This is a genomic window from Flintibacter faecis, from assembly GCF_014287875.1.
Taxonomy (GTDB): Bacteria; Bacillota; Clostridia; order Oscillospirales; family Oscillospiraceae; genus Lawsonibacter; species Lawsonibacter faecis_A.
Map to the genome: position 1 here is coordinate 1 of NZ_JACOPN010000003.1, position 12,579 is coordinate 12,579.

A 12,579-nucleotide genomic window follows, 5' to 3' on the forward strand; every position below is an offset into this window, starting at 1 on the left:
AATAAGAAATACATGAACATGAAGCACTTGGAGGCGGTCATGGACGACGCCTCTATTGCCGGCTGACTTCATTCAGCCGGAGCCTGCAAACAATTTTGCGCATAAATCTTGACGGGACCACGAAACATAAGATAATGCCAACATTTTGTGAATTTATAGCAATTATCCTTTAAACAGTACTAAAGAAGGATGCGGTATTACCGCATCCTTCTTGTTTGGTACGGGTAGTGGGACTCGAACCCACACGCGGAAAGCACGAGAACCTAAATCTCGCATGTCTACCAATTCCATCATACCCGCATCATAAGCGGCAGGGTCTCCCCCGCCGCTGTTTGCCTTTATTTTTACACGGTAAGGCACCGAGACGGAGCGTAAAAACGCCTGATCCGTTGGTATAAAAACAGGCACAGCCTGCTCTTACTGAAGGAACGGGCGCTTAACTCAGTCCTGCTCCCAGTTGTGGTACACGTTCTGCACATCGTCGTTGTCCTCCAGGGCGTCGATGAGCTTCTCCATGTTCTTGATGTCCTCTTCGTCGGTGAGCTTGACATAGTTCTGGGGGACCATCTGCACGTCGGCCTCCAGGAAGGTGTAGCCCTTGCCCTCCAGGGCGGCCACCACGTCGTTGAAGGCATCGGGGTCGGTGTAGATCTCGAACACATCGTCAGAGGCCTGCATGTCCTCGGCACCGGCCTCCAGGGCATCCATCATCACGGTGTCCTCGTCCAGGTCCTCAGAATCCAGCACCAGCACGCCCTTCTTGTCAAAGGACCAGGACACGCAGCCGGTGGCGCCCAAGCCCTTGCCGAACTTGTCCAGCAGATGCCGGACCTCGGGGGCGGTGCGCTGACGGTTGTCGGTGAGGGCCTCTACGATGACGGCCACGCCGTTGGGGCCATAGCCCTCGTAGACCACGCTCTCGAAGTTGTCGGTGTTCCCGGCACCCAAAGCCTTGTCGATGGTGCGCTTGATGTTGTCGTTGGGCATATTGGCGGCCTTGGCCTTGGCGATGACGGCGGCCAGGCGGGAGTTGTTGGCGGGGTCGCCGCTGCCGCCGGTCTTGACGGCCACGATCATCTCGCGGGCGATCTTGGTGAAAATCTGAGAGCGCTTGGCGTCGGCCGCACCCTTGGTTTTTTGTATGTTATGCCACTTGGAATGTCCAGACATGGTACTCTTCCCTTCTGTATGTTATAAAAAATCGGTGGTATTATACCACTTTTCCCGGCTCTTGGCAAGCCATTCTTTGCAGTTTCTATACCTCTGCGGGAAAACTTAGTAAAAAAGCCGGGAGGATTCCCCACGGAAAGGCCGCCGCCCGGGGTGGGCGGCGGCCTGCTGCTTTAGTTGGGGTTGACGGTGTAGTTGGGCGCTTCCTTGGTGATATAGATATCGTGGGGGTGAGACTCCCGCAGACCGGCGGCGGTGATCTGCATGAACTGGGCCTTGCTGTGCAGCTCGTCCACAGTATGGCAGCCGGTGTAGCCCATGCCGGCCTTCAGGCCGCCCATCAGCTGATAGATGGTCTCGCCGGCCAGTCCCTTATAGGGCACCCGGCCTTCCACGCCTTCGGGGACCAGCTTCTTGTTGTTCTGCTGGAAGTAGCGGTCCTTGGAGCCCTGGTTCATAGCGGCCAGAGAGCCCATGCCACGGTAGACCTTGAACTGACGGCCCTGGAACACCTCGGTCTCGCCGGGGGACTCCTCACAACCGGCCAGCAGGGAGCCCAGCATGACCACGCTGGCGCCGGCGGCCAGCGCCTTGGCGATGTCGCCGGAGTATTTCACGCCGCCGTCGGCGATGATGGGAATGTCATACTCCGCCGCCACCCGGGCTGCGTCGTACACGGCGGTGATCTGGGGCACGCCGATACCGGCCACCACGCGGGTGGTGCAGATGGAGCCGGGGCCGATGCCGATCTTCACGCAGTCAGCGCCCGCCTCGATGAGGGCACGGGTACCCTCGGCGGTGGCCACGTTGCCGGCGATGAGCTGCACGTCGGGGTACAGGGCCTTGATGCGCTTGACGCAGTTGAGGATGTTCTGGGAGTGGCCGTGGGCGGAATCCAGGGCCAGCACGTCGGCGCCGGCCTCCACCAGAGCGGCCACACGGTCCAGCACGTCGGCGGTGACACCGATGGCGGCGCCCACCAGCAGACGGCCCTTCTCGTCACGGGCGGAGTTGGGGTACACGGCGGCCTTCTCGATATCCTTGATGGTGATCAGGCCCTTCAGGCGGAAGTTCTCGTCCACGATGGGCAGCTTCTCGATCTTGTGGCGGCGCAGGATCTCACGGGCCTCGGCCAGAGTGGTACCCTCGGGGGCGGTGACCAGGTTCTCCCGGGTCATCACGTTGTCGATGAGCTGGTTCATGTCGGTCTCGAACTTCATATCACGGTTGGTGATGATGCCGATCAGGCGGCCGTTGTCGCAGATGGGCACGCCGGAGATGCGGTATTTGGCCATCAGCTCGTCGGCCTCGGCCAGAGTGTGGCCCGGCCCCAGCCAGAAGGGGTTGGTGATCACGCCGTTTTCAGAGCGCTTGACCATGTCCACCTGCTCGGCCTGCTGGCTGATGGACATATTCTTGTGGATGATGCCGATGCCGCCCTCTCTGGCGATGGCGATGGCCATGCGATACTCGGTAACGGTGTCCATGGCGGCGCTGATGAGGGGGATGTTCAGATGCACCTTTCGGGTCAGGCGGGTGTGCAGATCAATGTCCGCAGGCAGCACATCGCTGGCGGCGGGGATGAGCAGCACGTCGTCAAAGGTGAGGCCCTGTTTCACAAACTTCTGGGCGGCGTCCTGATTGACCATATACTACAACTCCTTTTCTCCTTCCCGGCGTATCCGGGACTGTTCCTTGGTACTGCGGCGGCAGAACCGCCGATAAGACGATATTAGATTTAGTCTAACGCTGCAGGTGTGGAATGTCAAGAACCAACTTGCCGAAAAATCATGGCGGTTTCAAAGCGGGCTTTGCCGTTCCGGTCCAGCCCGTGGACATAGCAGCCGCTGTCTATGCTCCCGGCTTCTAGGTCCAAAACCTCCCCCGGGCGGCACTCGGCCAGATAGCCGATCTGCATCTCAGCCAAAAACTGCTCCGGGGGCAGCTTGTCCAGCTCCACGGCGTCGCAGGCAAAATCGGCATAGCGGGTGTTGTTCACATGGCCGTTCACGTCGGTGTCGCTGTAGTGCATTTTCCGCCGCTCCAGCAGTTTCAGGTCCTTGGGGGCGCGGAGCTTGTTCAGCGTGCGGGTCTTGCACAGCTCCTCTCCCCCGGTGCCCGCCAGTTCTTGAATGTCCGCCAGGCGCATGATCTTCCGGCTTTCCAGATTGGCCAGCACCCAGCCGGACACCGACTCCCCCACCAGCTGTCCGTTGGCGTAGATGTCATAGTCCCGGTACATCATGGCGGCCTTGCCGCCCCGGTGCCAGGTGCGGATGGTCAGCCGGTCCTCCCACCGCAGGGGGCGTTCCAGCCGGAACCAGGACCGGGCCAGCATCCAGAAGGCCCCGTATTTCTCCACCAGAGTCTCCCGGCCAAAGCCTCCCTCCTCTGCGGCAAAGCCCGCGGCGATCTGAAGGTGGTCCAGCAGGGCAGACGGCTTGCAGATGCCCCGCCCGTCGGCGTCCATACCGGTCAGACGGATGGTATGCTCGTAAAATTGGCTCATGTGTCCTGCTTCCCCCGTAGCACAATGTTGGTCTTGCAGCAGATGTCGTCGATGTCATCCGCCGTGGCGGCAGGGATGCGCACCTGGGCCCCGCACTGGGTGCAGATGAGGTCCACCGAGCTGTAATGGACCTGAAAGGTCCAGCTCTTGCTGCCGCAGGTGCAGGAGATGCCGTCCCGCTTGGCGATGTCCCGAATTTCAGACAGCACCTCCTCCATAACAATGGGGTCTAAAAAGGGCTTGTCCTCCCCCGCCTGACCGGCGGCTTCGGCAGATTCCAGCTTGTCCAGGGCCTGCTCCAGGCGGGCGGTGGCGGCGTATACCGGCCCCTCCTCCCCCACATAGCAGCAGTCCAGGCCCGAGGCGGCGCAGGAGAAGGCCAGGGCCCGCTCCCGCACAAAGGCGTGGGTGGGGCAGGACACCTCATGCTCCCGCCCGCAGAACAGGCAGGGCACGGTGAGGCGGACCCGGCTAGGCTGAAAGTCCACCGTCAGCTCCGACTTGCCGCAGGGGCACTTGATGTAGGCGGTGGAGGCGGCCAGCGAGAACAGGTCCCGCTCCACGATCACCGACTGGCGGCACCGGGGACAGATATAGGAAAGATAGCGCTTGGTATCCTGTTGCATGGGCATCTCCTTTGTGTTTATTTCTTCCGGGCAAAGCGGTTGTTGTTCCGATAGGCGGGCTTTTGGGTGGGCTGGCCCGGCTTTTTCTCGGCGGGCTGGCCGGGGGCAGCCTTGTTGTTTTCAAAGGCGGTGATGATCTTGCCCACCAGCTTGTGCCGCACCACGTCCGCCCCGGTCAGGCGGATGACTTCGATGTCGTCGATACCCTCCAGAATGTCGGCGCACCGCTCCAGGCCGGAGTCCTGGGGGGAGGGCAGGTCGATCTGAGTCACGTCGCCGGTGAGCACCATCTTCGACCCCTCGCCCAGGCGGGTGAGGATCATCAGGTGCTGGGCGATGGACATGTTCTGACACTCGTCGCACAGCAAAAACATGGATTTCAGCGTCCGGCCCCGCATATAGGCCAGGGGTGCGATCTCGATGATGCGCTTTTCCATATAGCTCTGCACCGTCTCCGGCCCCAGCATCTCGTCCAGGGCATCGTACAGGGGGCGGAGGTAGGGGTCCACCTTGTTCTGCAGGTCGCCGGGGAGGAAGCCCAGCTTCTCCCCCGCCTCCACCGCCGGGCGGCACATGACGATCTTGTTCACTTTTTTGTCCTTTAAGGCCCGCACCGCCTCGGCCACGGCCAGATAGGTCTTGCCCGTTCCGGCGGGACCGATGGCGATGGTCACGGTGTTCTCCTCAATGGCCTTGATATACTTCCGCTGACCCAGGGTGCGGCACTTCACCGGGGCCCCGTTATAGGTGTAGGCCACCACGCCCTTCATGGCGGTGACGGTCTCCTCCACCCGGCCCTCCCGAACAGAGGCCAGGGCCCGGCTGACGGAGAACTCGTCGATCTGCTCCCCCAGAGCGCGCATCCGGTCCAGCATTTTCAGCGTCTGCACCGCCAGGGCCAGCGCCTCCTCCGACTCGCTCACTGCCACGGCCTGGCCGTCCCGGGTGATGAGGGACACGCCCAGCTCCCGCTCTAGCAGCTTCAGGTTGGCGTCCGCCACCCCGAACAGGTCCTGCATGGTCAGCACGTCTAATTCGATCTTTTCTGAAGCCAACTTGTTTGTCCTCGCTTCCATGGTGCTATTTTCCGTCCGCAGACGGGAACAAGTTAAGTATATGCTCTTTTTCTGCCCTTTTCAAGTGTTTTCCCCGGCTCGACCCGTTTTGCCATTCTCCTCCGGCTCCGGCCCGTCGGTGACAGCCCCGGTCTCCCGCTCCCGGCCGATCTCCTCCCGGCACTCGGCCAGCAGGGTCACCTTCAGGCTGCCCCCCTCCACCTGTGCGGCATAGTCCTCGGTCACGATCTCCCCCTCCGGGCCGATCACATCTTTCAGATGAACCAGCAGCCGCTGCTGCAGCAGGGTCTGGGCCGCCTCCCGGTTCAGGGGGACGGAGGACAGGGCATACTCCCGCCAGGTCTCCCGGCGGAGGGTAATGGGCAGCCTGCCCACCCCGGGCAGGGCCGCCTGGTGGGCGGAGGAGGTCTGCTCCCACCTGCCCTCCGGCTCACAGCCCCACAGGCGCAGCCGCCGCCCCGCCGCCGTCAGGCTCCAGCCCGTCTTCTCCCTGCCGGTGTAGTCCTTGCCCTGGGCCGTCAGGGGGATGACCGCCGTTATGGTCCGCCAGGTCCGGGCCCACACCCGGCCCCGGGCGTGGGTGGGGAAATAGCGGGTGGGCAGGTCGCTGTACTCCGGCGGCTCCATGGCCACGTTTCCGGCAATGAGCACCTCCCCCGCTGCCACCGTGTCCCCCTCTATCACTTTGGCCTGGCCACGCTCCGCCTCCACATGGGTGATCAGCCCCGCCGTCTTGGCTACCACATCCCAGCAGCCCGACTCGTCCACCCCCTCCGCCGGGGGGATGGTCTCCCGCACGCTCACCTCTAACCGGGTACCGTGGAGGTTGATCCCCATCCAGGCCAGGTCGTCCAGGGCCAGCTGGGCCTCCTGGGCCACCTGCTGCCGGTCGATGCCCGGGCCGTATACCCCGGGATACACCCCCAGCTGCCGCAGCTGGCTCAAGATCACCGCCGTGGGCAGGCGCTCATTCCCGCTGACCTGGATGGTCAGCACAAAGCGGGACAAAAATGCCACCGCCCCCAGAGCCAGGGCCAGCCCCGCCAGAAAGGCGTACCGGGCCCGAAAGCGCAGCAGAAAGTCGGGCAGTCCCCGGCGCTGCTCCACCGAGATTTCGCACTCCACCCGCTCCGCCAGCGCCTCCAGCCGCCTGAATTGACTGCGGCGGGCGGTGAAGCGGACGGTGTGGTCGTCCAGCCACTCCAAGCGCCAAAAGTCCAGCCGGTGCTGGGCGCACAGGTTCAGCAGCCGCTCCGGGAACGGCCCCGTGACGCACAGGGCCACCGTGCCCCGCAGCAGATTCATCAGCCGTTTCACGCCGCCCCTCCCCTTTCAGTGCAGCTGGATGCTGTCGATCCGCCCGGTGATGAGCAGCTCCAGCCCGGTCATGGCCCGCAGTTCTAACCCGCTGCCCCTGATCTGGATGAGGAACACCCCGCCGCTGACCTGGATCTCCTGGTCCCCATAGGCCAGGATGCCCTTGTGGTTCTCCACCCGCAGCTCCCCGTCCCCCACCAGCTCCAGCCGGGGCACCCCGGCCAGGGCATCGGCGGGCAGGTCCAGCAGCTGGGCCGTCCGCTCCAGCAGTCCGGGCCGCCGTTTTTCCCCCATAGCGTACATCACCTCCCCCCATCTCTATGATGGGAGGAGGTGATGTATGTTCAGCGCAGCAGGGCGGCGTAGGGCTTCAGCTCCTGACGCAGCTGCCGCCACTGGGGCATCAGGGCGTCCATCACGGCGTAAAAGCCCGGGCCGTGGTCGTGGTGGAGAAAGTGGACCAGCTCGTGCAGGGCCACATAGTCCCGCAGCCGGGGCGGGCAGCGGACCAGGGCGGTGTTCAGGGTGATATAGCCCTGCATCCAGTGGCAGTTGCCCCACTGGCTGCGCATGGCCCGGATCTTCAGCTGGGGATAGGCCACCCCCAGGGGCTGCGTCAGGGGATAGACCCGGTCCAGCGACTGGCGCAGCTGGGCCAGACAGTCGGGCCGTGACAGCTCCGGCAGCAGCTCCGGCGGCGGGGCCTGCCGCCGCTCCAGCCCCCGCCGCAGCCAGGGCCACTTGTCCCGCACCAGCCGGTCCGCCTGCTCCGGGGGGCAGTTCCAGGGGATGGATACCCGGATCTCCCCGCCGCTGTCCAGGCGCAGATTCAGATTTTTCACCCGCTTTCGGGTCAGCCAATAGCGGATGGGCCCCTCCGGGCCCTCCACCTGGCGCAGCTGTTCCATAAAAACGCTCCTTATTTCGTTCTCCGTCGGGGGACAGGCAAGTTTCTCTTTTGCGGCACATATGCTCTGACACAGTTTTTCCGGGAGGTGGGGATATGGGCCGTCTGCTGGCAAGGCCCCGGCTGCGCACGGCGCTGGTGGGGCTGGGGCTGCTGTGCGCCGCCCTGGCCCTGGTGATCTGGCCCGCCCAGTCCGCCGATGCTGTGCGTGAGGGCATGGCCCTGTGCGCCAACGTGGTGGTCCCCGCCCTGTTCCCCTTCTTCGTGCTGGCCTCCCTGGTGGTGGAGCTGGGACTGTCCCGGTGTCTGGGGCGGCTGCTCCACCCCATCATGGCCCCCCTGTTCCGGGTGAACGGCTCCTGCGCCGCCGCCCTGGCCCTGGGCTTTGTGGGGGGCTATCCCGTGGGGGCCCGCACCGCCATCCAGCTCTATCAGCAGGGGCAGTGCTCCAAGACCGAGGCCCAGCGGCTGCTGGCCTTCTGCAACAACAGCGGGCCGGCCTTCATTCTGGGGGCGGTGGGGGCCGGGGTGTTCGGCAGCGGAAAAGCGGGGATAGCCCTCTATCTGTGCCACATGGCCGCCTCCCTGCTGGTGGGGCTGCTCTTCCGGTTCTATCGCCCCGGAGACGGCCCCTCCTCCCCCCGCCGGATGGGGGAGCGATTTCAGGCGGTATCTTTTTCCGCCGCCTTTCCCCGGGCAGTGACCGGATCCATGGCCTCCAGCCTGAACATCTGCGCCTTTATCCTGTGCTTTTCGGTGGTGGTGCGGCTGCTCACCCTGTCCGGGCTGCTGGACGGGGCGGCGGGACTGCTGTCCGCCCTGCCCCCTCCCCTGCACCTGTCCCCGGAGTGGTCCCGGCGGCTGCTGGTGGGAGCGCTGGAGCTGTCCTCCGGGGTGTACTCCCTCACCGGCGGCTCTCTCACCGGGCGGCTGTCCATGGCCGCCTTTATGCTGGGCTGGGCGGGGGTGTCCGTCCATCTCCAGGTGCTGGCCTTTCTGGGGGACAGCGGCCTGTCCATGCGCACCTATCTCACAGGCAAGCTGCTCCACGGGGGACTGTCCGCCCTGCTGATGGGGGCGCTGGCCCCCCGGCTGGCCCCCGCCCTGTCCGTCTCTACCTGTCTGGCCCAGCAGACCGAGGCCATTGCCGGGCAGGAGGCGCTCCGTGCCCTGGCCCTGTCCGCCGCCGCTGCCTGGGGGCTGTGGCTGTGCTTTCTGGCTCTGGCGGCATTTCCCGGGAAAAAAGCAGTGGAAAAGCCAAAAAGATTGCGCTATAATAGATAGCACACAAAAAAGAGAGGGCATGTTACCACATACCGCCATCGGATGGGAGTATCGCAATGAACCTGTTTCAACGAAAGATCGAACCACGCTGCGCCTACTGCGCCCACGGCAAGCCCCTGGGGGCCGACCAGATCGTCTGCCCCAAAAAGGGCGTGATGTCCGCCGGGTCTCACTGCCGCTCCTTCCGCTATGACCCCCTGCTGCGCACCCCGCCCCGCCCGGCGAAGATGGCCGGTCTGAACCTGAACGACGAGGACTTCAGCCTTTAAGCTTTCTATCGGACTTTGACTTATTTTACAAAGCGCCGCCGCATGGTCTGTTCCATGCGGCGGCGCTGTTTTTCGGCTTATCTGAAAAATCAGCCCTTCTGCTTGATGTATGCGTCGATGGACTTGGCGGCGTGCTTGCCCGCACCCATGGCCAGGATGACGGTGGCCGCACCGGTGGCGGCATCGCCGCCGGCAAAGATGCCGGGGCAGGAGGTGCAGCCATGGTCGTCGGCGGCCACACAGCCCTTCCGGGTCTTTTCCAGGCCGGGGGTCCCGGCATAGCTCATCTGGTTGGCCTGGGTACCCAGGGCCATGATGACCGCATCCACCTGGGTCTCAAACTCGCTGCCCTTCACGGGGACGGGGCGGCGGCGGCCGGACTCGTCCGGCTCGCCCAGCTCCATGCGGATGCAGGTGATGGCCTTCACATGGTTCTGCTCATCCCCCTCGATGGCGATGGGGTTGGTCAGCAGGTCGAAGATGATGCCCTCCTCCTTGGCGTGGTGGACCTCCTCGGCCCGGGCGGGCAGCTCGGCCTCAGAGCGGCGGTAGATGATGTGGACCTCGGCCCCCAGGCGCTTGGCGCACCGGGCGGCATCCATGGCCACGTTGCCGCCGCCCACCACGGCCACCTTCTTGTTGTGGAGGATGGGGGTCTCGGCATCGGGCTTATAGGCCTTCATCAGGTTGATGCGGGTGAGATACTCGTTGGCGGAGTACACGCCCACCAGGGACTCGCCGGGGATCTTCATAAACATGGGCAGACCGGCACCGGAGGCGATGAACACGGACTCATAGCCCCGCTGGAACAGCTCGGTGATGGTCAGCACTTTGCCGATGACCATGTTCAGCTCGATGTCCACGCCCATCTTCTTCAGGTTGTCCACCTCACGCTGGACGATGGCCTTGGGCAGACGGAACTCGGGGATGCCATAGCTGAGCACGCCGCCGGGGGTGTGGAAGGCCTCGAACACCGAGACGGCGTAGCCCATGCGGGCCAGCTCCCCGGCGCAGGTCAGACCGGCGGGGCCGGAGCCGATGACGGCCACCTTGTGCCCGTTGGCGGGGGCGGTGGCCAGGTTGGACACCCCGTGCTCGGCGGCCCAGTCGGCCACAAAGCGCTCCACCCGGCCGATGGCCACGGGCTCGCCCTTGATGCCCCGGACGCACTTGCCCTCGCACTGGTTCTCCTGGGGGCAGACCCGGCCGGAGATGGCGGGCAGGGCGTTGGCGTTGGACAGGATCTCATAGGCGGCGGCGATGTCCCCCTCGGCCACCTTGGCCAGGAAGTCAGGGATGGGGATGCCCACGGGGCAGCCGGTGACGCAGGCGGGATTCTTGCAGTGGATGCAGCGCTTGGCCTCGTTCACGGCCTCGTCCAGGGTATAGCCCAGGGCCACCTCCAGAAAGTTGGCGTTGCGCACATTGGGGTCCTGCTCCTTCATGGGAGTCTTATTCATCTGCATGTTAGCCATTCATGGCACCTCCTCCCAGGCGGCAGAGATGCTTCTCTTTCGCCTTGGCCTCAAACTCCTTATAGGTGGCGTTGCGGGCGATGACCTCGTCAAAGTCCACCTTATGGCCGTCGAAGTCGGGGCCGTCCACGCAGGCGAACTTCACCTCGCCGCCCACAGTCAGGCGGCAGCAGCCGCACATGCCGGTGCCGTCGATCATAATGGGGTTCATGCTCACGGTGGTGGGGATGTTGTACTTCTCGGTGAGCTTACAGGCAAACTTCATCATCATCAGCGGACCGATGGCGAACACATGGTCAAACTTCACGCCGCCGGCGATGAGCTCCTCCAGCTTGCCGGTGACAAAGCCGTGGTAGCCATAGGTGCCGTCGTCGGTGCAGATGTGCAGGTCGGTGCAGGCCTTGCTCATCTCCTCCTCCAGGATGACGATGTCCTTGGTCTTAAAGCCGCCGATCAGGTCCACCTGGTTGCCCGCCTGATGCAGCGCCCGGGCCACAGGCAGGGCGATGGCACAGCCCAGGCCGCCGCCCAGCACGGCCACCCGGCCCAGGTCCTCCACCTCGGTGGGGACACCCAGGGGGCCTACGAAATCGTGGAGACAGTCCCCCTCATTCAGCTCATCCAGGGCCAGGGTGGTGCCGCCGATCTTCTGATAGATCACCGTCACCAGGTCGTTCTCCGCGTTGGAGATGGTCAGGGGGATGCGCTCCCCCTCCTCGCTCACCCGCAGGATGATGAACTGGCCCGCCTTGGCCTTGGCGGCCACCAGCGGCGCGTACACCGAGATCTGGGTGATCTCCGGCGTCAGCGGCTTTTTCTGCGCGATCTGATACTTGTTCACTGCTGTTCCTCCTCGTCGATCATTTCCGGTCCCACCGGTATCCCTTTTTCCCGCCCGGTCCTTCCAAAACCGGACGGCGCAAACCGTGGAGCGGAACGCTCCCCGGCTCTTCCTGTTGTTACGCGGCCCTCAGCCGATGAGCGAGAGCAGGTATTTCCCGTACCGGGTCATGCTCAGCTCCTTGCCCATGGTCCGCACCTGTTCCTCGGTGATCCAGCCCTCATACAGCCCCAACTCCTCCAGACAGCCCACATAGCGGCCGCTGGTGTCCTGGATGTGCTTGACGGTGGTCCCCGCCTCCAGCAGGCTGTCCGCAGTCCCGGCATCCAGCCAGACGAAATTCCGCTCCAGAGGCACCACCTGAAGCTGACCCCGGCGGAGATACTCCAGATTCACGTCGGTGATCTCCAGCTCTCCCCGGGCGGAGGGCTTTAAATTCCGGGCGATATCCATGACCTGGTGGTCATAGAAATAGAGGCCCGGGACGATATAGTTGGACTTGGGGTAGCGGGGCTTCTCCTCGATGGAGATGGCCTTGCCCTTGTCGTCAAACTCCACCACGCCAAAGGGCCGGGGGTCCTCCACCCAATAGCCGAACACGGTGGCCCCCTCTGTCCGGCGGACGGCCCGCTTCAGCGTGGCCCCCAGGGTGGGGGCATAGAAGATGTTGTCCCCCAGCACCAGACACACCTGGTCCTCCCCCACAAAGTCGCTGCCGATGAGCAGGGCATCGGCAATGCCCCGGGCCACCGGCTGCTCGGCATAGGAGATGTGCAGCCCGAACTGGCTGCCGTCCCCCAGCAGGGCGGCAAAGGTGTCCGTCTCGTCCGGGGGCACGATGATAAGGATATCGGAGATCCCCGCCTGCATCAAAATGGCAACGGGGTAATAGATCAAAGGCTTGTCATAAACGGGCAGCAGCGGCTTGCACACCGGCTTGGTCATGGGATACAGGCGCGTCCCCTTTCCGGCCGCCAGAATGATTCCTTTCATTGGTCGCTCCTTCCGCGCTTTTGTCCAGCGCTGTACTGTTTTGAACGGAACCATTGTAGCATGAATCGTGCCGCTTTACAAGGGTCCTCTAGTCGGCTTACACAGTTTTTCG

13 protein-coding genes and 1 tRNA gene are annotated in these 12,579 nt (G+C 63.9%); 2 read left to right on the forward strand and 12 right to left on the reverse strand.

Features of this window, described 5'->3' with window-relative positions:
• Nucleotides 1-216 precede the first annotated feature (216 nt).
• From H8S55_RS04670 to H8S55_RS04710, 9 genes are all read right to left on the reverse strand, one after another.
• Nucleotides 217-300 (reverse strand) — tRNA-Leu (locus H8S55_RS04670).
• A gap of 141 nt (nucleotides 301-441) precedes the next feature.
• Nucleotides 442-1,170, reverse strand: coding sequence for a YebC/PmpR family DNA-binding transcriptional regulator (locus H8S55_RS04675; RefSeq protein ID WP_186877998.1), 729 nt, complete (start codon nucleotides 1,168-1,170; stop codon nucleotides 442-444).
• A gap of 173 nt (nucleotides 1,171-1,343) precedes the next feature.
• Nucleotides 1,344-2,819, reverse strand: coding sequence for an IMP dehydrogenase (gene guaB, locus H8S55_RS04680; RefSeq protein ID WP_147563531.1), 1,476 nt, complete (start codon nucleotides 2,817-2,819; stop codon nucleotides 1,344-1,346).
• Nucleotides 2,820-2,935: 116 nt separating this feature from the next.
• Entirely contained in the window at nucleotides 2,936-3,679 is a 744-nt protein-coding gene (locus tag H8S55_RS04685) for an acyl-[acyl-carrier-protein] thioesterase (RefSeq protein ID WP_186877999.1), read from the reverse strand.
• The gene (locus H8S55_RS04690) at nucleotides 3,676-4,305 is read right to left on the reverse strand and encodes a hypothetical protein (protein WP_186878000.1); all 630 of its coding nucleotides are present in this window, start codon (nucleotides 4,303-4,305) and stop codon (nucleotides 3,676-3,678) included. Before H8S55_RS04690 ends, H8S55_RS04685 begins: the two co-directional genes overlap by 4 nt.
• Before the next feature lie 17 nt (nucleotides 4,306-4,322).
• Nucleotides 4,323-5,360: a PhoH family protein gene (locus H8S55_RS04695; protein WP_436233140.1), complete on the reverse strand. Its 1,038-nt coding sequence runs from the start codon at nucleotides 5,358-5,360 to the stop codon at nucleotides 4,323-4,325.
• Between the two features lie 81 nt (nucleotides 5,361-5,441).
• Nucleotides 5,442-6,698: a sporulation protein YqfD gene (locus H8S55_RS04700; protein WP_186878002.1), complete on the reverse strand. Its 1,257-nt coding sequence runs from the start codon at nucleotides 6,696-6,698 to the stop codon at nucleotides 5,442-5,444.
• A gap of 15 nt (nucleotides 6,699-6,713) precedes the next feature.
• Entirely contained in the window at nucleotides 6,714-6,992 is a 279-nt protein-coding gene (locus tag H8S55_RS04705; RefSeq protein ID WP_186878003.1) for a YabP/YqfC family sporulation protein, read from the reverse strand.
• A 50-nt stretch (nucleotides 6,993-7,042) separates the two neighbouring features.
• A complete protein-coding gene (locus tag H8S55_RS04710) occupies nucleotides 7,043-7,606 on the reverse strand; it encodes a M48 family metallopeptidase (RefSeq protein WP_186878004.1) in 564 nt (187 codons plus the stop codon).
• Between the two features lie 95 nt (nucleotides 7,607-7,701).
• Here H8S55_RS04710 and H8S55_RS04715 point away from each other — a divergent pair, with 95 nt between their 5' ends.
• Both H8S55_RS04715 and H8S55_RS04720 read left to right on the forward strand, forming a co-directional pair.
• The gene (locus H8S55_RS04715) at nucleotides 7,702-8,889 is read left to right on the forward strand and encodes a nucleoside recognition domain-containing protein (RefSeq protein ID WP_186878005.1); all 1,188 of its coding nucleotides are present in this window, start codon (nucleotides 7,702-7,704) and stop codon (nucleotides 8,887-8,889) included.
• Between the two features lie 56 nt (nucleotides 8,890-8,945).
• Nucleotides 8,946-9,158, forward strand: a complete 213-nt coding sequence (locus tag H8S55_RS04720) for a hypothetical protein (protein ID WP_147563524.1) — start codon at nucleotides 8,946-8,948, stop codon at nucleotides 9,156-9,158.
• A gap of 89 nt (nucleotides 9,159-9,247) precedes the next feature.
• Here H8S55_RS04720 and gltA read toward each other — a convergent pair whose 3' ends face one another.
• From gltA to rfbA, 3 genes are all read right to left on the reverse strand, one after another.
• Complete coding sequence (gltA, locus tag H8S55_RS04725) at nucleotides 9,248-10,633, reverse strand: NADPH-dependent glutamate synthase (protein ID WP_186878006.1); 1,386 nt, start codon at nucleotides 10,631-10,633, stop codon at nucleotides 9,248-9,250.
• On the reverse strand, nucleotides 10,626-11,474 hold the full coding sequence (locus H8S55_RS04730; protein WP_147563522.1) for a sulfide/dihydroorotate dehydrogenase-like FAD/NAD-binding protein: 849 nt from the start codon (nucleotides 11,472-11,474) through the stop codon (nucleotides 10,626-10,628). Before H8S55_RS04730 ends, gltA begins: the two co-directional genes overlap by 8 nt.
• A gap of 129 nt (nucleotides 11,475-11,603) precedes the next feature.
• Nucleotides 11,604-12,467: a glucose-1-phosphate thymidylyltransferase RfbA gene (gene rfbA / locus H8S55_RS04735; RefSeq protein WP_186878007.1), complete on the reverse strand. Its 864-nt coding sequence runs from the start codon at nucleotides 12,465-12,467 to the stop codon at nucleotides 11,604-11,606.
• Nucleotides 12,468-12,579: the final 112 nt, after the last annotated feature.